The 22,095-nt window shown below is 49.9% G+C and carries 26 protein-coding genes; 6 read left to right on the top strand and 20 right to left on the bottom strand.

Translation table 11 applies throughout. The features are described 5' to 3' along the window. Window positions 1-39: 39 nt before the first annotated feature. The 5 genes from JNUCC32_RS04180 to JNUCC32_RS04160 all read right to left on the bottom strand — a co-directional run bounded on the left by JNUCC32_RS04180 (window position 40) and on the right by JNUCC32_RS04160 (window position 4,257). On the bottom strand, window positions 40-930 hold the full coding sequence (locus JNUCC32_RS04180) for a TIGR01777 family oxidoreductase (protein WP_192571203.1): 891 nt from the start codon (window positions 928-930) through the stop codon (window positions 40-42). A 142-nt stretch (window positions 931-1,072) separates the two neighbouring features. Next, the gene (locus tag JNUCC32_RS04175; protein WP_192571202.1) at window positions 1,073-1,642 is read right to left on the bottom strand and encodes a methyltransferase domain-containing protein; all 570 of its coding nucleotides are present in this window, start codon (window positions 1,640-1,642) and stop codon (window positions 1,073-1,075) included. 200 nt (window positions 1,643-1,842) lie between these two features. Next, on the bottom strand, window positions 1,843-2,772 hold the full coding sequence (locus tag JNUCC32_RS04170) for a phosphotransferase family protein (RefSeq protein ID WP_192571201.1): 930 nt from the start codon (window positions 2,770-2,772) through the stop codon (window positions 1,843-1,845). Next, window positions 2,769-3,311: an STM3941 family protein gene (locus JNUCC32_RS04165; RefSeq protein ID WP_192571200.1), complete on the bottom strand. Its 543-nt coding sequence runs from the start codon at window positions 3,309-3,311 to the stop codon at window positions 2,769-2,771. The genes JNUCC32_RS04170 and JNUCC32_RS04165 overlap by 4 nt, the downstream gene beginning before the upstream one ends. 52 nt (window positions 3,312-3,363) lie before the next feature. Then, window positions 3,364-4,257 (bottom strand): PhzF family phenazine biosynthesis isomerase, encoded by an 894-nt coding sequence (locus tag JNUCC32_RS04160; RefSeq protein WP_192571199.1) that lies wholly within the window; start codon window positions 4,255-4,257, stop codon window positions 3,364-3,366. A 343-nt stretch (window positions 4,258-4,600) separates the two neighbouring features. Between JNUCC32_RS04160 and JNUCC32_RS04155 the strand changes: the two genes are divergently transcribed. The 4 genes from JNUCC32_RS04155 to JNUCC32_RS04140 are packed head-to-tail and all read left to right on the top strand — an operon-like array spanning window position 4,601 to window position 9,665. Then, the gene (locus JNUCC32_RS04155; RefSeq protein WP_192571198.1) at window positions 4,601-5,710 is read left to right on the top strand and encodes a glycosyltransferase; all 1,110 of its coding nucleotides are present in this window, start codon (window positions 4,601-4,603) and stop codon (window positions 5,708-5,710) included. Continuing rightward, window positions 5,707-7,314, top strand: a complete 1,608-nt coding sequence (locus tag JNUCC32_RS04150) for a glycosyltransferase (protein WP_192571197.1) — start codon at window positions 5,707-5,709, stop codon at window positions 7,312-7,314. The genes JNUCC32_RS04155 and JNUCC32_RS04150 overlap by 4 nt, the downstream gene beginning before the upstream one ends. 22 nt (window positions 7,315-7,336) lie before the next feature. After that, complete coding sequence (locus tag JNUCC32_RS04145; protein WP_192571196.1) at window positions 7,337-8,203, top strand: hypothetical protein; 867 nt, start codon at window positions 7,337-7,339, stop codon at window positions 8,201-8,203. Between the two features lies 1 nt (window position 8,204). After that, complete coding sequence (locus JNUCC32_RS04140; protein WP_192571195.1) at window positions 8,205-9,665, top strand: methyltransferase domain-containing protein; 1,461 nt, start codon at window positions 8,205-8,207, stop codon at window positions 9,663-9,665. A gap of 90 nt (window positions 9,666-9,755) precedes the next feature. On the opposite strand, the gene JNUCC32_RS04135 is transcribed toward JNUCC32_RS04140, so the two are convergent. The 6 genes from JNUCC32_RS04135 to JNUCC32_RS04110 all read right to left on the bottom strand — a co-directional run bounded on the left by JNUCC32_RS04135 (window position 9,756) and on the right by JNUCC32_RS04110 (window position 15,245). Then, window positions 9,756-11,891 carry an Ig-like domain-containing protein gene (locus JNUCC32_RS04135; protein WP_192571194.1) on the bottom strand — a complete coding sequence of 712 codons (2,136 nt, stop codon included), beginning with the start codon at window positions 11,889-11,891 and terminating at the stop codon, window positions 9,756-9,758. 153 nt (window positions 11,892-12,044) lie between these two features. Then, window positions 12,045-12,629, bottom strand: a complete 585-nt coding sequence (gene pgsA / locus JNUCC32_RS04130; protein WP_096776802.1) for a CDP-diacylglycerol--glycerol-3-phosphate 3-phosphatidyltransferase — start codon at window positions 12,627-12,629, stop codon at window positions 12,045-12,047. A gap of 40 nt (window positions 12,630-12,669) precedes the next feature. Then, window positions 12,670-13,095: a metallothiol transferase FosB gene (gene fosB / locus JNUCC32_RS04125; protein ID WP_192571193.1), complete on the bottom strand. Its 426-nt coding sequence runs from the start codon at window positions 13,093-13,095 to the stop codon at window positions 12,670-12,672. Then, the gene (locus tag JNUCC32_RS04120; RefSeq protein WP_192571192.1) at window positions 13,076-13,789 is read right to left on the bottom strand and encodes an HAD family hydrolase; all 714 of its coding nucleotides are present in this window, start codon (window positions 13,787-13,789) and stop codon (window positions 13,076-13,078) included. The genes fosB and JNUCC32_RS04120 overlap by 20 nt, the downstream gene beginning before the upstream one ends. An 18-nt stretch (window positions 13,790-13,807) precedes the next feature. Then, window positions 13,808-14,320: an 8-oxo-dGTP diphosphatase gene (locus tag JNUCC32_RS04115; RefSeq protein ID WP_192571191.1), complete on the bottom strand. Its 513-nt coding sequence runs from the start codon at window positions 14,318-14,320 to the stop codon at window positions 13,808-13,810. Window positions 14,321-14,510: 190 nt separating this feature from the next. After that, window positions 14,511-15,245 (bottom strand): RNA polymerase sigma factor, encoded by a 735-nt coding sequence (locus JNUCC32_RS04110; protein ID WP_096776806.1) that lies wholly within the window; start codon window positions 15,243-15,245, stop codon window positions 14,511-14,513. A 177-nt stretch (window positions 15,246-15,422) separates the two neighbouring features. On the opposite strand from JNUCC32_RS04110, the gene clpP reads away from it, so the two are divergent. Beyond that, window positions 15,423-16,004, top strand: coding sequence for an ATP-dependent Clp endopeptidase proteolytic subunit ClpP (clpP, locus tag JNUCC32_RS04105; protein WP_036664303.1), 582 nt, complete (start codon window positions 15,423-15,425; stop codon window positions 16,002-16,004). Between the two features lie 71 nt (window positions 16,005-16,075). Beyond that, window positions 16,076-16,288 carry a hypothetical protein gene (locus JNUCC32_RS04100; protein WP_009590043.1) on the top strand — a complete coding sequence of 71 codons (213 nt, stop codon included), beginning with the start codon at window positions 16,076-16,078 and terminating at the stop codon, window positions 16,286-16,288. Window positions 16,289-16,320: 32 nt separating this feature from the next. On the opposite strand, the gene JNUCC32_RS04095 is transcribed toward JNUCC32_RS04100, so the two are convergent. The 9 genes from JNUCC32_RS04095 to JNUCC32_RS04050 all read right to left on the bottom strand — a co-directional run bounded on the left by JNUCC32_RS04095 (window position 16,321) and on the right by JNUCC32_RS04050 (window position 22,062). Beyond that, on the bottom strand, window positions 16,321-17,235 hold the full coding sequence (locus tag JNUCC32_RS04095) for a phosphotransferase family protein (RefSeq protein WP_228468877.1): 915 nt from the start codon (window positions 17,233-17,235) through the stop codon (window positions 16,321-16,323). An 18-nt stretch (window positions 17,236-17,253) separates the two neighbouring features. Next, complete coding sequence (locus JNUCC32_RS04090; protein WP_249732761.1) at window positions 17,254-17,448, bottom strand: DinB family protein; 195 nt, start codon at window positions 17,446-17,448, stop codon at window positions 17,254-17,256. Between the two features lie 68 nt (window positions 17,449-17,516). After that, window positions 17,517-17,804 (bottom strand): antibiotic biosynthesis monooxygenase family protein, encoded by a 288-nt coding sequence (locus JNUCC32_RS04085; RefSeq protein WP_096776807.1) that lies wholly within the window; start codon window positions 17,802-17,804, stop codon window positions 17,517-17,519. Between the two features lie 43 nt (window positions 17,805-17,847). Continuing rightward, entirely contained in the window at window positions 17,848-18,201 is a 354-nt protein-coding gene (locus JNUCC32_RS04080; RefSeq protein ID WP_192571190.1) for a DUF952 domain-containing protein, read from the bottom strand. 124 nt (window positions 18,202-18,325) lie between these two features. Further along, complete coding sequence (locus JNUCC32_RS04075; protein WP_192571189.1) at window positions 18,326-19,021, bottom strand: cyanophycinase; 696 nt, start codon at window positions 19,019-19,021, stop codon at window positions 18,326-18,328. 11 nt (window positions 19,022-19,032) lie between these two features. After that, window positions 19,033-19,254, bottom strand: a complete 222-nt coding sequence (locus JNUCC32_RS04070) for a hypothetical protein (RefSeq protein ID WP_015736480.1) — start codon at window positions 19,252-19,254, stop codon at window positions 19,033-19,035. A gap of 30 nt (window positions 19,255-19,284) precedes the next feature. After that, window positions 19,285-20,295, bottom strand: coding sequence for a phosphotransferase enzyme family protein (locus JNUCC32_RS04065; protein WP_192571188.1), 1,011 nt, complete (start codon window positions 20,293-20,295; stop codon window positions 19,285-19,287). Between the two features lie 301 nt (window positions 20,296-20,596). Beyond that, a complete protein-coding gene (locus tag JNUCC32_RS04055; protein ID WP_192571187.1) occupies window positions 20,597-21,142 on the bottom strand; it encodes an NUDIX hydrolase in 546 nt (181 codons plus the stop codon). Between the two features lie 38 nt (window positions 21,143-21,180). Beyond that, entirely contained in the window at window positions 21,181-22,062 is an 882-nt protein-coding gene (locus JNUCC32_RS04050) for a GNAT family N-acetyltransferase (RefSeq protein WP_192571186.1), read from the bottom strand. Between the last annotated feature and the right edge of the window lie 33 nt (window positions 22,063-22,095).

Raw genomic sequence — 22,095 nt, 5'->3', positions numbered from 1 at the left:
TTTCTGCAAAGTCAAGCCAGGGCGCGCGTTCAGAATCCCTTATCGTTTCAAGATGTCGGCCAGTGCTTTATTCAGCGTATCGTACGCAAAATGAAAACCTGCCTTGCAGAGTCTGTCCGGAATCACCCAGCGGCTCTTCAGCACGAGTTCCGTTTCCGTACGAATAAGCCCGGCCCCTATCTCAAGCAGCCATTTAGGCGACGGCAATCCTATTCTGCGATTCAACGCAAGCCGAAGCTGCTCCATCAGTTCCTTGTTCGTCACCGGATAGGGAGAAGCACCGTTGAAAACCCCGCTCAGCTCTTCCTTCTCCTGCAAAAACAGAATCATGCGGTACAGATCCTCCACATGAATCCAGCTGAACCTTTGCTTCCCCGTACCTTGAACGCCGCCGAGCCCGAATTTTACCAAGTTAACATAAGGCGTCATAACGCCTCCGCCAGGTCCCAGCACAATGGCAATGCGCAGGGCGATTTGCCTCGTCTGAGGCAATCGGAATGAGAAGAAAGCGCGCTCCCATTCCTTGGCAACCTCGACGGAGAAGCCTTCGCCGATCTCGCCCTGCTCCTCCGTCATCGGCTTATCTTCGGCATGGCGATAAATCGTGGCCGTGCTGGAATTAAACCAGGTTCGCGGAGGAATACGGCAGGCCTCGACGGCGCTGCCGAGTATGTTCGTTGTCTCTGTTCTCGATTTCAGAATAAGCTCCTTGTTGGTTTCATTGTAACGGCAATTAACGGATTTGCCCGCTAAATTAATGAGCATATCCGCCCCCTCCAAGGCAGCGACGATGGCCTCGCGATCGTTCCATGCGATATGACCCTGCCGTCGGGAGATCATAAGTACCTGTGCTTGCAGCTCATTCGTGAATTTTTTCGCAAGATAAGTTCCGATAAAACCAGTTCCACCAGCTAAAACGATCTTTTTCATAGAATAGAATCAGCTCATTTCTCTATGTTTTATCCGCATCATATACTTCATTTGACCTTCGTTTCTTCCAATATACCATTTTTTCAATAGAGAATAAAAAGAAAACACCCTCCTCATAGAAGGTGCTCCATTCATACGAAACCTACTTCCTTGGCATCGAAAACAAATACGTGGAGAAATCACGGTTAATGTAATCCTTAAAATGCCTCTTGTCAGCTACGGGAAAACGATCCAGTTCCTCTGTTGTCCACTCGCTCAAATGGGTCTCGAACTCATTGCCGTATTCAGCGCCCTGCGGCCAGTCTGTTCCAATCGGAATATTAAGCAGGACAAAGCGGGATTTTTCAATGCAGGTCTGCAGCAGGATGAGCGCCCGCTCTTTTGTAAAATGCTCCAGAACGTCACCCAGAATGATTAAATCGAATTGTCCCGGCTGGACTTGCGTTTGCAGATGATCGTAAGCATCCGCAACGTGGATTTTATTATAGAAGCATTCGTGGTAGGTATCGATATTGACAGGGTAAATCTCGATTCCTTCGATCCGCGTGTTCCAATACGCGCGAAATACGCGTCCTTCCCATACGTCCAAATACTCCCGGCAGATCATGCCCCAGCGGCCAAAACCTACCCCGATATCCAGAACGGACTTGGGAGCTACATAGCGGATCAGATCCACGCAATACGATAAATTCTGCCAGTTTGACGTCCCCATTCCCATACCTCCATTCGGAATCTTAACGCCTCAAATTCATCATCATATTCATCATTCGATAACGCTTGATTCATGAAGCTACCCGGCTCTTCCATTCCAACCTAATCCAGTGTATTCCTGGCTTACCATTCCGGACTCGTCAGTTAACCATTTTCGCTGCACATTACGCTCATAATCAAAAAAAAGATCCCCGAAGGGATCTATCCTTTTAATAATGAGGTGATATGATTCTTCATGAACTGATAGCTGCCCTGATCATCCTTCTTCGCATAGAAACGAAGCCCGTCCAGCGCACGAAATAGCTGATAGCACAGCAGCCTTTCTTCAAAATAAGGAATCCTCTCGCCCTGCTGCTCCATCGCTTCCTGCAGCCGCTTGGGAAATCCCAGCATCGGATACCACATATGAATAACGGAGACGTCCATCATGAAATCGCCGAACATGGCCATCTCCCAATCCACGATACCGGTTACGTTTTCGTTCTCTCCAAGCATGTTGCCCAAATGGAAATCACCATGGACAAGATAGCGCTCCGATGGCGAATAGCGAACAAGTTCGATCATCGTTTGGTAGATCTCTTCGAAAAATGCTTTTTCCAGAAAACTGTGCTCATACAGGCTCTGCCATCCATGGTAGAAACCTTCTTGCTCCGCATCGAATACAGACGTCAGGTAGTCCAGCCATGAATGATGAGCAGCCTTGCCTTCGGGAGTAATCCACCCGAACCCCTCATGGGACTCCCCGATCGGGATCTGAAGGATCCGCATGAATTGCTGGACGATGTCGGTAACCAGCCCTCGAATCTGTGCCGGCTCAAGAGCGCTTATCGGCGTACCGGGTACTTTATCCGAAATCGAGTAATGGATATTCCCCACGCTTCCGATCTTATGGATTCGAGGAATGGGCAAGGATTGATCACCGTACATACTGTAGATTTTGTTTACTTTATGAAGGCTGTCCCCGTTATCTTTAAAATGAATGACATAATCGGCATCGCCTTTACGATAACTGAATACCTTGCTTAATTCTCCCATCTCGATGGGGGTGACATTCAGCACCGCTTCTCCTTCAATCTGCCGGAGATGGCTCACCGCCTTATCCAAAGTCATCTCCGGCTTGAATGTCTTCATAACCCTTGCCCCTCCTTCATCTCCGTATTCAGGTTTTTGGACGCATTCCATCTTCGATATAACAGAGGAAACAACTCATACAGATTACATGAGATACTTGATGCGGATATATGGATGGCAGAACCCGTCATGCCTTTATTCAAACTCATGAGCTTCCTTTTCCAGGCGGGATGCCTGGACATCAAAAGTTCAGGATCATATACATCGATCCCTATAAACTTCTCATTCTTAATCTGATAGATGTGAATGTTCTTGATTTCGCTCCACGCGACGGCTCCGGCGCTCGCATAGGAGGATTTATCAACGATTCCCTCCCGATGGATCAAGAGCGCCGGCTCCGATTGAACAAGCTTGACGATGGAAAACACCAGTCCCATGCCAAAAAACAACGCGCAAATGATTCCAATTAATACGATAAAGACGTTGTCCGAGGTTAACCCTCCGTACACTAACCCGCTGCCTACCAACACAAATGCCAGGGAACCCACCAGCATTTTGGTCACCTTGGGATAAATCTTGATTTCTTCTTGTTCCTGCATTACTTGCACTCCCTGTTTCTATTCACAATATCTTGATGATATTATCCGATCGTTATGAATCATAGCTAACCTCGAATTCTTTGACGAATACAGCCGTACCGGAAATATAGACGTCCATGGTCTCTTCAAAGCGATTCACTTGAACATCGACTCTACCGTCTTTCCCCATTTCCTTGCCTTGTTCAACGATAAATCGTGCGGAGGGCGCCTCGGGATTCAAATAGGTTAAATAGTAAGCTCCCATTACGCCTGACGCGGTTCCTGTTACCGGATCCTCGACGGTGCCTGAGTACGGTGAAGAGAAATGTCTGGCATGCATAAACGAAGACTCGTCGATCGTTTCCAGGCAAAAAGGGTGCAGAGAAGCTTTCGGATTGTCCGTTAATATATCCGGGAACATGGCATTATGAGGCACCATCCGCCCAAACGGCTCCAGCCCCTTAATCGGTACCAGCAATGTCCATATTCCCGTGCTTCCATATACGATCGGCATTGCGAAATCCAAATCCTCGCGTTGCAGACCCATGGATGCTGCCAGGCGTTCAACATCTCCCTCAAAGGGCAGGAATTGAGGATGATCCTGCTTCATCTTCATGGTTAGCTTTCCCTGGGCATCCTGAAATTCGATCGGCAAATTGCCCACTCTTGTCTCAATCCACACGGTTTCTTTGTCAGGGAGCAGCCCCTTGGTCTTCAAGGCATACATCGAAGCCATGGTGGCATGGCCGCACAAATTCATCTCATGTCCGGGCGTAAAATATCTTAATCGGACATCTGCTCGCTCCGATTTTACTATGAAGGTCGTTTCATTGAACCCTACGCTATGGGCGATGGCCTGCATCTCCTTGTCTGTCAGCTCGTCTGCGTTCAAGACCACGCCGGCAGGATTACCCATATTAGGCTGTAAGGAGAATGCATCATAATGAAGTACGTTTATGGATTTCATGTCCTTAGATTCCTTCTTTCCAATAATGACTTAAACGGAGAACAAAATTTGAGAAGATTTTACCATTGGACATGGGTTAAATCCAGACCAAATTTACAATCAGCAGCCTTCACCCGCCAAACTTCGTTTCGCCAGTCCCTGCTGTTCGACGAGGTGCAAGCCAAAAAACGGTCTATGTGACCGTTTTTTGTCAGCCGCTTTAAAAAACGAGCTTAAAGAAGCGATATTCGTCATTTTTTGATACGCACGGGTTCAATTTGGCGCTCGACGGTTCATTTCGTACGCCGACCTGAATATATATCTGGCATATTCTTTGGAATGGACTATACGCGGGGGTGATGTATTGATCGCTATCAGCCTATGCATGATCGTAAAAAATGAGGAACATCATTTGAACCGCTGTCTGTCCCGGATTGCAGACATCGTGGATGAGATCGTCGTTGTGGATACAGGCTCCACCGATCGCACGAAAGAAATCGCCCGGGCCTTTCAGGCGGCCGTTTATGATTTTGAATGGATCGACGATTTTGCGGCTGCGCGAAACTTTGCTTTTAGCAAAGCCACCCAGGACTATATCCTGTGGCTCGATGCCGACGACGTGCTGCTTGAAGAAGACCGGCTGAAACTAATAGCGCTTAAAGAAAACCTTGCGCCCGACATCGATTCCGTGACCATGCTCTATCATTTGAGCTCGGATGAATTCGGCAATATCACCTTCCGTCTGCGGCGCAATCGTCTTGTCAAACGGAGCAGGGCCTTTCGATGGATCGGGCCCGTCCACGAATATTTGGAAGTCTACGGTCATGTTATGAATAGCGATATTGCCATTACCCATCTCAGCTCGAATCATGATCCGGACACCGGCCGGAATCTCAGAATCTATGTGCAGCGCGAGGCAGCCGGCGAATCGTTCACCCCGCGGGATCTGTTCTATTATGCGAATGAACTAAAGGATCACCGTCTTTTCGAGAAAGCGATCGATTATTACGAACGATTCTTACATACGGAAAAAGGCTGGATCGAGGATGTTCTCTCGGCCTGCAGCAGGCTGTCCGATTGCCATCACGAGCTCGGAAACGGGCAAGCCGCATTTGAATCCTCTCTCCGATCCCTGCAATATGCGCCGCCGCGGTCCGAATTCTGCTGCCGCATCGGTTACCATTTTCTCGAGAAAAACCAATATGATACGGCCATCTACTGGTATAAGCTGGCTACCGAGCTTGAGCTGCCTCCGGATTACATGGGATTTCATAACCCCTCCTTCTCCACATGGCTTCCCCATCTGCAATTGGCCGTTTGTTACGACCGAATCGGAGCTTATGCGATTGCCAATCAGCATAATGAGAAGGCGCTTGCCTACCGACCGGGCGATGAGACCATGCTGGCGAACCAAGAATATTTTCGAAACAAGCTGCAGGAGCTTCAGCGTGACGATGAGAGGCAGAGCTCATGACGACCCAGGGGCGCAGACGCGTTTTGATCGGCAGTCCTGTACGGCAGAAACCGGAGATTCTGGACCATTTCCTAACCTCATTGCTGCGGCTGGAGCAAAATTCCTTGGAGCTTTGCTACTTCTTTATCGATGACAACAACGATGAATTATCCAGCGCCAGATTGAGCCGATTTATGAAAGAAGTTAACCGGGTGGTTATCCACAGCGCCCATACGCCTGATGATCACGAATATATCCGCGACGAGACAACCCATTATTGGAACGATCGATTGATTTGGAAGGTAGCCGATTATAAGAACAAGATCATTCAATATGCGCTTGACTTACGGTTTGACTATCTGTTTCTGGTCGATTCGGATTTGCTGCTGGCACCGCAGACCCTGATTCACCTCATCGCCACCGACAAAGAGATCATTTCGGAAATCTTCTGGACCCGTTGGCAGCCGGACTCACGCCCCCATCCCCAGGTGTGGCTCAAGGATGAATATACCCAATACGAACAACAGGCGGGCGAAACGTTGGACGAAGCCCAAAAGGAACATCGCTATCAACAATTCGTGAGCCGGTTAGCGGAGGCCGGCGTGTATGAAGTCGGCGGACTCGGAGCTTGCACTTTAATCAGCCGCCGGGCTCTTGTGCGCGGGGTTAACTATAAACCCATCTACAATTTGTCCTTCTGGGGAGAGGATCGGCATTTCAGCATTCGGGCGGCTGCGCTGGGGTTCACCTTGTATGTAGATACGCACTACCCGGCTTACCATATCTACCGTGAAAGCGATCTTCACCATGCCGGACTGTTCCTGAAGGCAACGGATAAGACTACATCCATCCCCGAGGTTACTCGAAGCTGCCTCGAGGAACGAGAAGAGGGCTGTCTCAGCCCCATTGATGCGAATCGCCGCACGGCCCGCCCATCGCTCACCCTGACGATGGTTCTGAAGAATGAAGGCCAACGCTATCTGCGGCAAGCGCTTGAACGGCATCGGGACTACATTGACCAAGCCGTTATTATCGATGATGCAAGTACGGATAACACGCTGGATGTATGTATGGAAGTTTTGAAGGGAATTCCGCTGCGTCTGATCAGCAACGAGGCATCCCTGTTTCACAACGAGGTTGAGCTGAGAAAGCAACAATGGCGCGAAACCTTGAACGTTCATCCCGAATGGATTCTGAATTTGGATGCGGACGAATGGTTTGAGTCTTCCTTTACGGCTGAGCTTCCTTCCATGCTGAAGCAAAACGAGTTCGATTTGTACTGTTTTCGGCTCTATGATTTTTGGAACGAAACCCATTACCGGGACGATGAATTCTGGAGCTCGCATAGAACCTATCGCCCTTTTCTTCTGCGTTACCGTCCCGAAATGAAGTATTGCTGGAAAGAGACGCCTCAGCACTGTGGACGGTTCCCGGCGAATGTATTCGATCTTCCCCACCATCTTTCAGCCATTCGCCTTAAGCATTACGGGTGGGCCAAACCGGAATACAGGCTGGAGAAGCTCAGGCGTTATCGTCAGCTTGATCCTGAAGCAGAGTTCGGCTCGAAAGAACAATACGACTCCATTCTGGAGGAATCGCCTACGCTTGTTGAATGGATGGAATAACGAATAACCATAAGAGGAAGCGATGGAATTGAAGATCATTCATACCTTGCCCTTATTCATTCGGGAGAGCTCGCGCGAGAATGATTTACACATGGCCAGCCTGGCGTTAAGCAGTCTGCGGCGCTCCCGGGAGCATAGGACGGTTCTGTTTAATCAAGGATGCCTTACGAATGAAGAGCTGCAAGAATGGCTGCAAACGTTAGGCCTGTCCGGTGTTATTCTCGGGAACGGAGCGAATATCGGCATCGCTGCCGCCAGGCAAGCGTGTTTTGAATTCATATGGGGGCACTTCCCAGAAGCGGGGTACATCTCCGAAATTCATGTCGACATGCTCTTTCCTCCGGATTGGCACGAACCTCTTCTTCGTTATCTGGAATGTAACGACGAACCTATGGTATCGCCCGGCATCGTTACTTCAACCGGAGAACTGCAGCCCTTGGGTGAGTTCATTGTTCTTCCGAAAACACCGGGTGAGCTCAGCGAAACGCTCCAGCGGCTGTCAAGAGAAGGGATTGCGGATGGATTCGTGCATCCGGTCGTTCACCGTGCGGAAGCCCTTCGCCATATTGGAGGTTATGATACTCGATTCTTATCCGGCAAGCAGGGCTATGAGGATGACAGTCTGCTTCTGGGCATGCGGTATTATATGGGAACGCGCACGGCATGGAGGCCGAAATGCTGCCTGGCCTCCTGGGTATACCACGCAACCATGGCCCAACGCATGTCGATGCCGGACAAATACACCGAATTTTCCATGAACGAGGCTGGCCTGTTTCATCAATACGGGGCGTACGGATTGAGAGAACTGGCTGAGATTCACAACGGCTCCGGTGAGTTCCACCGGCTGTTTCGCAAGTACACGCCAGAACACAAAGGGGTGACCGAATGATATGCTGCCGGATGAACGCCAGAAGAAGATTTGGGATCAGCTATGGTCCCGGGAGATATCCTATCACTGGGATTCACTAAGCCAAACCATCTACGATAAGATCATGGAGGTTACAGGAGGCATCGAAGGGAAGCGAATACTCGAGGCCGGTTCCGGAACGGGCAAGATTTCGCTGCGCCTGGCTGCTGAGCATGCGGAAGTGACGCTGGTCGATTATTCCGAGAATGCGCTGTACAACAGCCGGAGCGCCTTTTACAGCGCCAAGGTTCCGGGCACCTTTGTTCTCTCCGATATTAGGGAGATGCGGCTTCCTGACCAGCACTTTGATCTAACCTGGAATGCGGGGGTGCTGGAGCATTTTGAGGAAGAAGAGCGGATCGCGATATTAAGGGAAATGAAACGGGTTACCAAGCCGGGAGGAACGATGCTGATCCTCACCCCTTTTGCGGAATGTTTGCCGTATCGTGCGGGAAAAGAAGCCGCCGAACAGCTGGGCACCTGGATGTATGGCATGGAGCATCCCGCCTCCACGCTCAGAAATCAATTTGAGCGGTGCGGTATAACGTTGATCGAGGAGAGCAGCATCGGCTTTTTGGACAGTTTGGATTTTCTTGATTTCATCCGGGATTCCCAGACCGTCAAGCATTGGCTGACGATGTGGTACCATAGACTCCCTGAATACGAGAAGCGCAATGTGCCCGGATACCTGCTCGTCAGCGTTGGAACGGTCGGACCGTTACCCGAGGCTGCCGAGCGGCAATGCAGGCAGCCTTTTGATGATGATCTATCGCCTGACGAGAAACTGTCCCGTGCCCAAACGATCATCTCTTCCTATCATGCCAAGCGGAATGGGAGCCACTATCTGTCGGTATACAAGGATGAAGAAGCCAGCTACTGGTACCCGCTGCTTCCGATCCTGGACTCGTTGCTTGTGAACCGGGGCGCCAAGGTGCTAGATATCGGCGCTGCTTACGGTACGCTGCTAATGTACAGCGTATTGTCCGGAGCTCAAGCACACGGCTTGGATCACATGGCGGATTACTGGTCCGTGGAGCTGGAACAGGACTACGGGATCCGGTGGAGCCAGTGCAATGTGGAAGCCGAGGATATTCCGGGAAACGAACGGTACGATATCGTTCTCTTTACGGAAGTGCTCGAGCATATGAACTACAATCCGATACCGGTTCTCCGCAAAATCCATGATAAACTGATGCCTGGCGGAAGCCTGCTCATCTCAACGCCGTGGAAACGGCATTTTGCGCCTTCTCGTCACGATCCTGATCTCCTGGATATGCCTTACTACCGGATAGGAGACGGTTTTGTTGATGCCGAGATGAAATATTATTCGATCGATGAAATATATGTACTCGCCGAAGCGACGAATTTTCAGGTGAAATCGCTGGAGATCTATAACGGTCATATACTTGCCTGGTTTCTGAGAACGCAGCAGCCTGGAATTTGACCTCATCCCGCTTTACCCAGAAAGATTCTTATGAACAGACAACAGCCCGGCTCATCTTTAGAGCCGGGCTGTTGCAGCATGCTGTTCTAACTATTTAACAGAGACGGTAATGGTTACGGTCTTCGAATTGTACTGCCCCTTAATGCGGGCGGTTCCCTTCGCGATCGCTTCAATGCGTCCGTTCGTTACTTTGGCCACGCTGGAGTTGCTGGTTGTCCACACGGCGGTGTCCCCAACACTCGTTTTTGCGCCGGTATCATATTCGGCCGTAACCGTTACGGTTTTGACGTCACCGGGCTTCAAGTTCAGTTTCTTCTCGCTGGCGATCAATTTCGTCATCTTCGGAACCACGTTTACCTTAACGGTGACTTCTTTCCCTTGGTATGAACCCGTAATCGTTGCTTTACCCTCGGCAACCGCTTTAACGGAGGTTCTGGATACCGTTGCAATCGCGGTGTCCGAAGAACTCCAATTCATCTTGGATGAGAGCGAAACCGTTTTGCCGTTGCTGTAGTAGCCTGTAACTTTAATCGATTTGGATTTCTTGATGTTGAGGTCAATATTCTCCGGGTCTACGACAAACTTAACGACTTCCTGTTCAACCACGACCGGAATCTTGACTTCTTTGTTCAAATAAGTGCCTTTCAGCGTTGTCGAGCCTTTCGTTAAGCCCTTGATCGTACCGTCTTTAATGACAGCCGCAGATCCTGTCAGCGACCATTCGATGGAAGAGGTCACATCGCTCTCTTCGCCATCCTCGAATACGGCATTTACTTTCGGCAGCGCGTTGCTTCTGCCTATAACCAGCTGGTACTCCTCTACATCCGGCAGCAGCACCAGCACTTTTTCGTTAACCGTAACCGGCAGCGTCGCTACTTCTCTGGAACCGATCTTACCGGTGATTGTTGCTGTACCGGCATCGATACCTTTGATTTTGCCGTCTTCGGTCGTTACCACGTTCTCATCGCTCGAAGTCCAGGTCACCGCGCTGCTGAAATCCTCTTCCTCGTCGTCCAGAAGCGTTCCCGTCACTTTAGGGAAGGACTTGGATTCGTCTTTCAGCACGTCCACCTTCGTGTCCTCTGTTTCAAACTTGGTTACCGTCGGATAAACCTTAACGGTAAATTCTTTGCTGATTCCGAGGTAACTCACCTTGATGGTGGAGGTTCCCTTGGCTCTTGCTGTGATCACGCCACCGTTGACGGATACCGCCAGCGGATTGGATGAGGTCCATTCCCCGGCCACGTCGATGGATTGGGAAGCCGCATTACGAACCTTGGCTTTTACCGTAATCGAATCGTTCATAAACAGAACCGGATTCTTGACGAAATCCGTCTGATCCAGTATCAAAGCTTCATATGGATTGCGCACATACACATCCAGCTTGGCAGTCGAACCCAAATAGCTCACGCTGATCGTGGATTTGCCCAAAGCCACCGGCTTCAGCTTGCCATCCTCAATCGTTGCTACGGAAGTGTTGGACGATTTCAGCTCTACCTTGTCCGTTACGTCCGTACCCGCATCGGTCTCCGACTGCTTGGCGAATACTTTAAGATCCACAGGCGCATCACCGACTAGCAGCTCCTGATCCTCGCCCGGAACGATCGCAAGCTTTTGGTAAGGAGCGACGACTTTGACCGTAAAGGACGCCTTGAGCCCTTTGTATTCCGCAGTCACGGTTGCGCTGCCCAGACCTACGAGGGTCAGTTCCCCTTTGCTTACTTTCAGTACGCTGTCATCGGAAGTGGTCCACTTCGCTTCCGTTGTCACGTCGTTCGTTCCGTCAGCCAACGCTTTAACGGTTAAACCTTCCGTTCCAAGCTTGTGCTCCACTTTATCCGGTTGATCCAGCTTGAACTCGTCGATGGCAAATTTGACGTCGACATCAATCGTTTTGATTGCGCCTTTGTATTTTGCCGTAATACGGGCCGTACCCTTCTCCAGCGGAACAATGAGACCGCCGTCAACCTTGACGATTCTCGTGTTGGACGAAGTCCACGTCGTCTCATTGGTTACGTCCTTCTTCGTGGAAGATCCTTCAATGTTAGCCAATACGCGAAGTTGTTCCGTTGTTTCATTAACGGTTAAGTAAATTTTGCTCTCGTTCGTATCAAATTCAATCGATGTTACGTCCCCGGAGGCGGCGAATACGCTGGTTGGAAAAACCATCGCCAACATCATCACAACGACAAGAAAAATCTTCGTTGTCTTTCTGTTTAAGCTCATTTATTTCTCTCCTTTGTACCTTCTGTCTCGCAGGCTTTTTTTCCAGTCTATCTGTATATCGACAGTCCCGGTTCAAATCGTTACCTTCCGAGCCCAAAATGGGCACAAAGTAGGATATTTTCCCAACTTCGGTTGTTCAAAAAAAACTACTCTTCAGCTAAGTTTAATGAGTTTAACATTGTTCAATAAATAATGGATGCCTGAGTAAATCGTTAAGGCTACTGCCGCAAGCATGAGCATCTCGTCCACTTGGACCATCCTGATGAACGTAAACGGAGCGTTATCCAGCAATACCGCTGCTATGGCAGTGACTTGAAGGACCATTTTCAATTTGCCGAGCCTATCAGCGGACAATGCGATTCCCTGCTCGGAGGCGACCATCCGAAGTCCCGTAATGACGAATTCCCGGGCGATGATGGCAACGGCGATCCAAGTCGCAACCATGCCGGATTGAACCATCATGATTAAGGCGACCGATATGAGCAGTTTATCTGCGAGCGGGTCCAGCAATTTTCCAAGGTTCGTGATTTGGTTCAATTTCCGTGCAATGTAACCGTCCAGCTTGTCCGTAGCCGACGCAAGAATGAACACGCCCAGCGCGATGTAGGTTCCATAAGCATGAATGAATCCGAAGAAGCGGCTGTTCTCGGTCAACCATAGTGGATACTCGGCAAAAAATAAAATAAATACGGGAATCAATAACATCCTGGCTATCGTTATGCGGTTGGCAAGGTTCATCGTCTCATCTCCTCTGGAATTGGAATCGTTCCTCTCCCAACTACTCGGTATCGTAAAAGATCATATGCTCTTTGTCCGTTCGGTAATAGTCCAGTCTGTCCTGCAATCCGCCCGTATGAAACTCGAACATGTGGCCGTCCGGATCCAGGAAGTAAATCGACTTCTTATCCTTCTCGTCCCTTGCCCTACCCGGCAAAATCTCCACTTGGAGCGATTGAAGGCGAAGCAGCGTCGGTTCCACATCCTGCTCATCGATGGTAAATGCAATATGCGTATAGGCTCTGTTTGCCGTGCTTCGGTCCACGTCTTCTTCGTTTAGAGCAATCCACAGCCCGTTCAGATCGAAATAAGCCAGCTTTCGCCCTCTGACCAGAAGCTTGGCTCCAAACACGTCCCTGTAAAAATCAATGGACCGTTCCAAGTGCGAAACTGAAAAGCAGAGATGGTTAATGGCCTGCAGATTCATTGTTCGGCGGCTCCCTTTCTATTATAGATTCAATGATGTCCAGCACATGCAGCGGTTGACGGATCTTCTCATACCCGCTCTCCATAAACGTATTGTACCAATAGGCGTGATATGGCCTTAATCCGGCACTCCCCGCGCCTCTCAGCTCATCTGAACCGCCGTCCCCGATAAACAGGGCATCCTCCGGTCTTACGGATAAGCGCTCACAAGCCAAGCGATAGATTTCTGCATTCGGCTTGGCTACCCCAACCTGATAAGAGAAGATAACGTCATCGAAGTAGGGGGCCAATCCGCTCTGGCCAAAAGAAACCACCTCTTCTTCCGAGCAATTGCTGATCAAGCCCAGCCTCAGTCCCCGTTCACGCAGAAGTTCCAGCAGCCTGCAGATCTCCTTCGAGATTGTTTGGAAAGGAATTTTCTTCTCGCCGACTCTCGACTGATATAGGAATTCCACGTGTTCCTGAGGATAGGGCAAACTGCGAGAATCCAGAATGTCACGGATCACCGAATGATAGTCGGGAAAATGCCCATTCATTCTTCGCTCCGAACGAGTGCTCCACTCCTGTTTAAACTCCGCGTCCGAAAGCCCGAGTCTATCCATATAGTCATAGGATCTCTTGGATACCCGCTTGCCGTCTGCGAACTCCGTGATTAACGTCTCATATAAATCGAAGAACACCGCCTTGACCGCCATGCCGCAACGCTCCCTTCGTTAATCGGCGAGACCTGCCGCCTGTGGTATTCTTGCAGGATACCGCCTGACCATTTCCTCCAGAACGTGTCCTGTCTGCTCATCCCATATCTCGCTTAATTCAAACGTCCCCTCTTCGAAAAACAAAGGAAACCTTCGTTTAAACCAATCCTGCATGGGCAGTTTCAACGCCTCTTCGCGATCCACCCATAACAGCTCCCCTTCGGGAGGATGCTCCAGCAGCTCCCCTTCAAAGGAAGTGGCCAAATAATTAAATACCATGTACCGAAGCCCCGTATTCGGTTCACAGGATTCTTCAAGGCCTTTATAGATGATGTCCTTCACAATCAAGCCGGTTTCCTCCCGAACCTCCCGAATGGCTCCGTTTACAATGCTTTCCGGAAAATCCACCTTGCCGCCGGGGGCAATATATCCGGGGAAACCTTTGTCATCCGGTCTGTTCATCAGCAAAATTCTGCTTCCGTCTTGGATCATGCACATGGTGTACAGCTTCACTTCGGTCTGCAACCTCATCCCTCATTCCTGTCCGATCTGCTTGGTTATAGTATACATCCCCAAGGGCTGGAAGACGATACGATGGACGGAGATTCATGTATATCGGTTGTCCCTATTCACCGGTTGTTAATCCTCGTCAAAAAAGGCCGGAGCAGCTTCTGCTCCGGCCTTAACGGCAATGTATGATCCACCTGGTCGAATCTTCGCTTTACGCGGCCATTCGCATGTCGGCCGAATACCCGCCATACATCATATAACTCGCGGTCGGCGATTGAACCTCCATCGGAGCCATGCTTCCAATGGCCGATGCCCCGCTGCTGTTCCATTGAATCAGCCTAACGACAGCTTCGACATCCCCGGATTGGTATGCCTCTGCCAATGCCTGAAGATTCAGGGTCATCTCTGCCTCTTCGGGCATAGCCAATCCAAGCTCCTCTTCCTCCGGGTTCAACGATTGCAGCACCTTTTGAGCTCGATGAAGGGCCGCTTTTACCGCTCCGTCCGTCGTTTGCAGCATATTCGCGGTTTCCGAAATGGAATATTCGTACACTTCACGGAGCAGCAGCACCGTTCGCTGCAGGGGCGACAAATGTTCCATCAGCCATTGAAAGGCGAACTCGATGTTCAGCTTGCCGTCCTCGTTCGAGGCTTCTTCTTTAGGCAATACGTGTTCCAGCTTCTCATCCAGAATTCGTCGGTAGGTCTGATCCCGGCGGACCCGGTCAATCCATGTATTCTTGGCGATCCGAAGCAGGAGAGCTTCGGGATTGGCATGGCTCCGCTGCCGCAAATGTTCCAGCGCCTTGATCCATGTGTCCTGCACCAGATCATCGGAATCCCATGAGGAGTTTGTAAGGGACAGACAATACCTGTGCAGGGCAGCATTCAGCTCCGCCAGGCCCTGGTCGGCCGCCGTGGTGGCGCTCGGTCGATAGATCGTCATCGGAATCCAACTCCTTTCCACATCTCGGTAGGATATCTTATAGGTAAACGAATGAAGCGTGCTTTTCGTTACTCGGTCATCAAAAATATATTTCATGGTTTCTTTCGTATCTTTTGCAGCGGTCTCTTCGTTTACTTGCTGAATCACGAAAACCTTACGAAGATGGAGGATGAAACCATGAATATTGTTCCTTATGTTGTTGAGCAAACCAACCGTGGCGAACGATCATACGATATTTATTCCCGACTGCTGAAGGATCGGATCGTCTTTGTGGGCGCAGCCATCGATGACGCCATCGCAAACAGCATTATCGCACAGCTGTTGTTTCTTGCGGCCGAGGACCCTGAGAAGGATATCCACATGTACATCAACAGTCCGGGCGGCTCGGTATCCGCGGGCTTTGGCATTTACGATACCATGCAGATTATCAAACCTCAAGTCAACACCATCTGCACGGGATTCGCCGCATCATACGGTGCGATCCTGCTGCTGGCCGGCGCCAAAGGCAAGCGCCTCGCTCTGCCGAACAGCGAAATTATGATCCATCAGCCGCTGGGCGGTGTACAGGGGCAGGCCACCGATATCGCCATTACGGCGAAACGCATCCTGAAAACCCGTGAGAAGCTGGCGCATATTATATCCGAGCGCACAGGTCAGTCCGTCGAACGCGTCGAAAAGGATATGGAGCGGGATTATTTTATGTCGGCGGAAGAAGCGAAGGAATACGGGATCATTGACGACATCGTCACCAAACTGTGACGCTATCCGATGAATGCCCATGATCCGTTTAGCCCCGATACTCTATTTTATTCACAAGGAGTGAACCGTATATGCTGAAAAATTTGCTGAATCAGGAAGTGAGCATCTATTTTACGGATGGAAGTTATGTGCGGAACGGCACGCTGGAGGAAGTAGGCGAACAATTCATCCGATACAAAGATGAATACGAGATGCTGTATGTACCGTTAACCGCGATCCGCTACGTTTCGGTGAATACCAAGGAACGGGACAAACCGAGAGTGGGATTTGCGCCAACTTCTTGATAAGACAACAAGAACCGCATGGGCTCTTAAGCTCATGCGGTTCTGTTTGCATCATGCTTTATTTTGTCTACTATGAATGAAACCATGCGCTGTTTGCAGGCCTCGTTCCGCTCCCTCTGATGATGGCCGATAAAAGCCAGCGCATGTACGACGGAATAAAAATCAATCAGTGCCCGCTGTTCCCGGTCCGCTCCCCAATGCCTGCATAACGCCTCCACGTAGGCCATTCCCCGGTCTCCGATATCAGAGACCACCGCCGTTTGGGTGAGGGCGATCATGTACAGCGGATCTCCATAACAGACCCAATCGAAATCCACGATACCTTGCAGCGTGCCATCGGACACAATCACGTTCTTGATCGTGAGATCATCCAGGAAACAGACAGGCTCTATCCGGTCGAAATCAGGCTCGTATCGCCGCTTGATGTGCTGCAATTGAACGATGATGTCCGGGGCAACCTCACCGGTAATGTTGCCGATATGATCGCGGATATCACGATCGATGATCTCCGCCCAGGATGTAAAAGGCCCCTGCTCTCCGATCGGAACCCATCCGAACCCGGTGCCCAAGGGAAGCTCGGACACCTTGCGCTGGAAAACGATGATCTGTCCGGCGAGATCGTCCAATTGTTCATCCGTCATGCCCTCAAGCTCATATCGCAGATCACGGCCCGGAACATGCTCCAGCATCATGTATGCATAGGGGACCTTCTGAAGGGACACATCCGTTCGAATCACGCTCGGTACCGGCAAGCCCAGCGATGATAGGATCGCTATGTTGTTTGCAGTATGCTTCAGGACGTCGGGCTTGCGATTGGTTCGGAGAATGATTTGCCGGTCCGGAAATGTTACGCTGTACACCTGATTGGTATGGCCGAATGACATGGGCTCGACCTTAAGCGGCAGAATGCCGTATACCTCTGTCATCAACTCTTCGACGTTCAACATGAACACCTGCCTTAACGGTTATTGATTCGCCTCCCGGATACGTCCCAGCTGTCTGATATGCAGGGTCTCGTGTATCGCTATAAAATGGGCCCATTGTTCAGCATTCAGCTCGAATCCATACGGGTGAGGATCGTGCAGATCATTCGTATTTCGCTCATCCAGCTTCGTTATGATCTGCTTCGTTGTTTCCCGTACTCGATTCAGCTTATCCATCGTTTCATCATAAGATAATATACCGGTGGGCATGGCTTGTTCAGAGGCTTTAAAAATAATGCTTCGATTCACACCTCTTCATAATGTTCTACAACAGGGAACGGATCGTAAAAGTGATGCAGCCGTTGTTTCCAGTCCTGATATTCCGCGGATTCCCGAAAACCTATCGTGTGATCCTCCAGGGTCTCCCATTTCACCAGCAGAATGTACTTATGATCATCTTCCAAGCAACGCTTCAGCTCATGATGGATGTAGCCCTTCATCTTCGAGATGATTCCTGACGCGACTTGGAAATTCCGTTCAAAATCCGACGTTTGTCCTTGCTTTACCTGCAGCATGGCGACTTCGAGTATCATACATGCCTCCTCCTTTGGATTATGTTAAGGTATGACGGCCTTTCTATCCTTTATACTCAAGCTCAGGAGAAGCCTGGAACGCAAAAGCGCCGTCCTTATCCGCCTCCAAACGATAAACCTTCCGGACCGCATTCAGGTTTAACCCGCCATAAATATGCGGATACAGCTGATTCAGCTCATATAAATCCTCAAAAATGATCTCCGCGTCCACCTGATCTTCTTGAATCCCCAGAACGATCAGATCGGTTCTGCCAGTGTACATTGTGTTAGCTACGCCGCTGACTTGCGCCTCGGTCGAGCAGTGAATAAATCGGTCCGTCTGCAGGCTTGGCGGCTCGTACATGTCCTTGCCTTGCGCTTCCATCCATGCTTGCTTCGAAATAATATGATAGATCATTCCGTCCAATCTCCTCCGTCTATTTTCCGTTTATCTTGACACACTTGCGATAGAAAAACCAGATCCCCGATACGTTATTTCAAGGTGACCTTCTTTTCGGATGAACTATAAAAGAAGACATCCTTCAAGATGTCCTCTTCACAATCGTATATCGGTCCTCGTCAAAATCCTCGTAGGTTACGGTGTAGACGGATTCCCCCAACGAGGACGCCAGCTGTCCATTGATAAAAACGGCGCATGCCTGCTCATCAATGCCGATGCCGTAACGCACTTTCCTTGTTTTCATTCCTTGCAGCAGGTTGGACTGGTCGTCCCACTCCGTATAATGGACGCTGATCAAGACATTCGAGAACAGCCCTACGCCTTGCTTAAACATCATGATGCCTTGTTCATTATCAAGCGGGGATATCAGGCATGTCTCCGGAAGAATTAGGGCACCTGCCGAATTGCCAGCAATCGGAACGCCGTTCTCGTAGCGGTCGATTAACAGCTCTTTAAAAGGCCCCGTCGCGTAATAGCGATGGTATTTCTCCGTGTTTCCCCCGCCAATAAATATTCCCGTGGCCCATGACAGCACCTGTTCAGCTTGTTCCATGTCCAGATTCCCGTCTTCATCGGGAACGATCACGCTCACGTTCTGGGTCATTCCCGCTTCAGTCCACATCTGCTGAAACAACGGGACATACTCCTCCCAGCCCGACCGGTTCATGATGCATAACGCAATCCTGGCATGGGAACCGCCCGCTTGCTCTAGAAACCGTCGATTGGCTTCGGCTTGAAAGGAATGACCGCCAAGCAAAAATAGATATCGATCCTTCAAGATATCCCCCCTTACTTTTTCTTTCCCGAATCCCGTTTGTAAACAGAGTACAGCAGTACGGATATAAAATAGATCGGCAGCAGGATGATGCCAATCACGGCGCTTAACAGAACGATGGACAGTTGGCCGCGCTCAGCGATATCGTCATAATTCATATAACCGTATACAATCCAGACCAGCCAAACCAACGTAACCGCATAACCTATTTTATAAGGTAATCTCACAGCATCCATCACATCCTAGAAGTTGTTTGCTTGGCACATTTATAAACATTTCGAATACAACATCTCAACAAACTCATGTTGATTCCGTTCCATCCATTCTTTTCTGATCATAAGTTGCTTCAACATTAGTTGAAAATAGGAGGCGATGTTCCTTCCGGCCAAATGCTGTCCGATATAGATGCTTAATAACGAAACATAATATAACTGCATGGTATAGGGAATCCAATCGATCTCTGCACGGGTTAACCTCATATTTTTTCGATACTCATCTAAAAATAATTCGACCTTCGTCAAGGTCTGGTCCTCATGCTGAAGAAGATGGTTCAGACAGATGGATAGTTCCCATATCCGTATGTCCCTAGCGGCAAAATCAAAATCCAATACACCACTCATCTCCCTGGACTGGGGATCGATCAAGAGATTGAAAACTAAAATATCATGATGGACCATTTGCTTTGGCAGCACATTCAATTCAGGTGCACGGTTAAACCCACATTCATAGTATCCTTGCAAAACCGCTATCTGTTCGGCATCAATCTCAAATGGAGGGCATACCAAAAACTCATTAATTTTCGTCTGATTGGCTAGAGAATGGAGGTTGTAAAAATCATGGAACGCAATCGCAGGATAAGCTACATCAACGGAATCCGATTCGAATTGTTGAAGAGCATATGATATTTCCCCAACTGTCCGCCCATAACTAAGCACATCGGACATGCTGGATAGGTCAGGTACCTCTCCTTCGATAAACCATGTCAGGGAGCCCAGGGAACCATCCGATAGAACCACGTACTTGGCATCATCCTTACTGGAGACGAAACATGGAACATCAAACGATAAGCAACAACTCTCCAGATAGGCTGTTAGTCCAACCTCAAACTGTAATCTCTCTTCATTCTTCGTGTGACGATTGTATATTCTCGCGACGTATTTCTTTTGGTTCATTACGACAATTCGGGAATCATTCGTCATGCCGAAAGGCACGGTCTCGATCGAAGACACAGGGCCATTAAAATAATGCTGTAAAAGCTCCTGAAATAAGTGTTCCAATATCTACACCTCTTTTCTGAACAGCGCGCTCCCCCTATGATCGAACTTATAAAACCCATCCTGATTCATGGTCTCACTCAGCAACTGCCCCTCGATTCGGGGAAATTTGGGGGTGGAGTTCCTCATGCAACATATTTCTCAGACGACCATTAAATGCCTTGCTCCTCCCTATAATGACTGACATCCCCATGCAGGAGGATGGAAGGGACGTCATCGGTCAGCTCGATCTTGCTCAGGCATGTCGGATGGATGTAAGGCAGATCCCACAACCGATCCTCCCTACCTAGTGAGTCATCGTCGATTACTCTAAGCGGTCACCTTGTCGTATGGTATATGCCAGCTTGTAAAGATCCGCGATATCCTGCCTGCCCGTCTCCTCCAATCGTCTTACGGCTACCTCCAGATAAACCGCCTCCACTGCGATGACCTGCTCCCCATCCACGGGATTCAGCGGCTCCCCAACGATGCGTACATCCCCGTACCCAACCAATCGGACAAATTGAGGATGGGGAATATGCGGCCGATAAGGCGTCTTGCTGCTGGACTCGCAGCGAAACTGGCCAAAGACCCGGTATGACTCGAGTTTTGCGCCAAGCTCCTCCCTAACTTCCCGCCGGAGTCCCTCGATATAAGACTCGCCAGGCTCCAGGGTTCCGCCAGGAAGCTCCCAGCTGCCGTCCGCTATCTGAAAAATAACGCAGCGTTCCCCGGCGAATGGAATAATCGTGACATTGCTGACCATCGATTCTTCGAAATCTTCGCCCAGGGCAAAACGGGCTCGCACCACGCCCCAATGGATATCGTTCGATAGGGCCGGATACAGGGTTAGATCCGTGCTTTTTTTCATAAGCGTAATTCCTCCAGCCTTGCAGATATTCATACAACCTATGTAGCGTTGTAGTCGCGGACCATAAGCACCTGCTCCATCGAGCTGGCGAAACCAAGCGCCTCCAGCACATCCACCAATTCCTTATGCGAAGCCCTGATATTGAATGCGGATCGCTTGCAAGTGGAACCAGGCTGCATCATCTCGAGCGCGGCTGCTTTCAACACGGCTTTGGCTTCCCGGTAACCAGGAGCGGCTTCACAGCGGAATAGCGTGGTGGCCTGCAAACGGCCCGCAGCATCGAACGCCCGCTTGAACAAACCGTAGCCCACAAGTTCTTCCCCTTCATAAACAAGCACGCACTCGCCGTCCTTGATACTGGCAGCGTCTGTCTGCCAGACTTCGCCGGATCGATAGAAGTCTGCGGAGGCAGCCTCCGCGGCTAGGCCTCTGACCAACGTAAACGGAGTCGATGCATTCTGATGATCCTGCGTCTCTAACGATTGATCATTTGTCATGATGAGCAGCCGATCGATGATTTCATATCCGACGCTTTCATAAAGGCGAATCGCGGCCGCATTCGTGCTAATCGCCTCTAAATAGGCACGGCGCACGCCTTGCTCCTTATAGAGGTCGTCGTTTTTCTCCATCATGGATTTGCCGATCCCTTTGCCCCGGAAATCCGGAGCTATTGCCGTCCCTCCGTTACGCGCAATGGATTCGCCGCGATCCAATCGAAAGCTGTTCATGACGATGCCGGCGGGTACGCCATCCACGTAACAAGCGAGTGAGCGCTCCAGACATAAAGCGTCATTCCCGATCCGGGCAATGAAGCGGTCCAGCGGCATGGAAGCGTTCACCATGTAGCCTTCAAACGAGAGATTCCAAAGCTCGGATACTTCCCGGATCGGAAGCTCGCTTAACGGTTTGTACGTAATCATGGTCTTTATTCCTCCTGGTTTATGGGCATTAAA

Origin of the sequence: Paenibacillus sp. JNUCC32 (assembly GCF_014863545.1) — a bacterium.
Lineage (GTDB): Bacteria > Bacillota > Bacilli > Paenibacillales > Paenibacillaceae > Paenibacillus_AQ > Paenibacillus_AQ lautus_A.
The sequence above is the reverse complement of the archived record's forward strand: the minus strand, read 5'-3'. Positions and strand labels throughout refer to the sequence as shown.

Bases quoted from the DNA above. Each gene is read 5' to 3' on its own strand.
- JNUCC32_RS04180 (WP_192571203.1), bottom strand. From the start codon at position 930: ATGAAAAAGATCGTTTTAGCTGGTGGAACTGGTTTTATCGGAACTTAT.
- JNUCC32_RS04175 (WP_192571202.1), bottom strand. From the start codon at position 1,642: ATGGGGACGTCAAACTGGCAGAATTTATCGTATTGCGTGGATCTGATC.
- JNUCC32_RS04170 (WP_192571201.1), bottom strand. From the start codon at position 2,772: ATGAAGACATTCAAGCCGGAGATGACTTTGGATAAGGCGGTGAGCCAT.
- JNUCC32_RS04165 (WP_192571200.1), bottom strand. From the start codon at position 3,311: ATGCAGGAACAAGAAGAAATCAAGATTTATCCCAAGGTGACCAAAATG.
- JNUCC32_RS04160 (WP_192571199.1), bottom strand. From the start codon at position 4,257: ATGAAATCCATAAACGTACTTCATTATGATGCATTCTCCTTACAGCCT.
- JNUCC32_RS04150 (WP_192571197.1), top strand. From the start codon at position 5,707: ATGACGACCCAGGGGCGCAGACGCGTTTTGATCGGCAGTCCTGTACGG.
- JNUCC32_RS04145 (WP_192571196.1), top strand. From the start codon at position 7,337: ATGGAATTGAAGATCATTCATACCTTGCCCTTATTCATTCGGGAGAGC.
- JNUCC32_RS04140 (WP_192571195.1), top strand. From the start codon at position 8,205: ATGCTGCCGGATGAACGCCAGAAGAAGATTTGGGATCAGCTATGGTCC.
- JNUCC32_RS04135 (WP_192571194.1), bottom strand. From the start codon at position 11,891: ATGAGCTTAAACAGAAAGACAACGAAGATTTTTCTTGTCGTTGTGATG.
- pgsA (WP_096776802.1), bottom strand. From the start codon at position 12,629: ATGAACCTTGCCAACCGCATAACGATAGCCAGGATGTTATTGATTCCC.
- fosB (WP_192571193.1), bottom strand. From the start codon at position 13,095: ATGAATCTGCAGGCCATTAACCATCTCTGCTTTTCAGTTTCGCACTTG.
- JNUCC32_RS04120 (WP_192571192.1), bottom strand. From the start codon at position 13,789: ATGGCGGTCAAGGCGGTGTTCTTCGATTTATATGAGACGTTAATCACG.
- JNUCC32_RS04115 (WP_192571191.1), bottom strand. From the start codon at position 14,320: ATGAGGTTGCAGACCGAAGTGAAGCTGTACACCATGTGCATGATCCAA.
- JNUCC32_RS04110 (WP_096776806.1), bottom strand. From the start codon at position 15,245: ATGACGATCTATCGACCGAGCGCCACCACGGCGGCCGACCAGGGCCTG.
- clpP (WP_036664303.1), top strand. From the start codon at position 15,423: ATGAATATTGTTCCTTATGTTGTTGAGCAAACCAACCGTGGCGAACGA.
- JNUCC32_RS04100 (WP_009590043.1), top strand. From the start codon at position 16,076: ATGCTGAAAAATTTGCTGAATCAGGAAGTGAGCATCTATTTTACGGAT.
- JNUCC32_RS04095 (WP_228468877.1), bottom strand. From the start codon at position 17,235: ATGTTGAACGTCGAAGAGTTGATGACAGAGGTATACGGCATTCTGCCG.
- JNUCC32_RS04090 (WP_249732761.1), bottom strand. From the start codon at position 17,448: ATGGATAAGCTGAATCGAGTACGGGAAACAACGAAGCAGATCATAACG.
- JNUCC32_RS04085 (WP_096776807.1), bottom strand. From the start codon at position 17,804: ATGATACTCGAAGTCGCCATGCTGCAGGTAAAGCAAGGACAAACGTCG.
- JNUCC32_RS04080 (WP_192571190.1), bottom strand. From the start codon at position 18,201: ATGATCTATCATATTATTTCGAAGCAAGCATGGATGGAAGCGCAAGGC.
- JNUCC32_RS04070 (WP_015736480.1), bottom strand. From the start codon at position 19,254: ATGGATGCTGTGAGATTACCTTATAAAATAGGTTATGCGGTTACGTTG.
- JNUCC32_RS04055 (WP_192571187.1), bottom strand. From the start codon at position 21,142: ATGAAAAAAAGCACGGATCTAACCCTGTATCCGGCCCTATCGAACGAT.
- JNUCC32_RS04050 (WP_192571186.1), bottom strand. From the start codon at position 22,062: ATGATTACGTACAAACCGTTAAGCGAGCTTCCGATCCGGGAAGTATCC.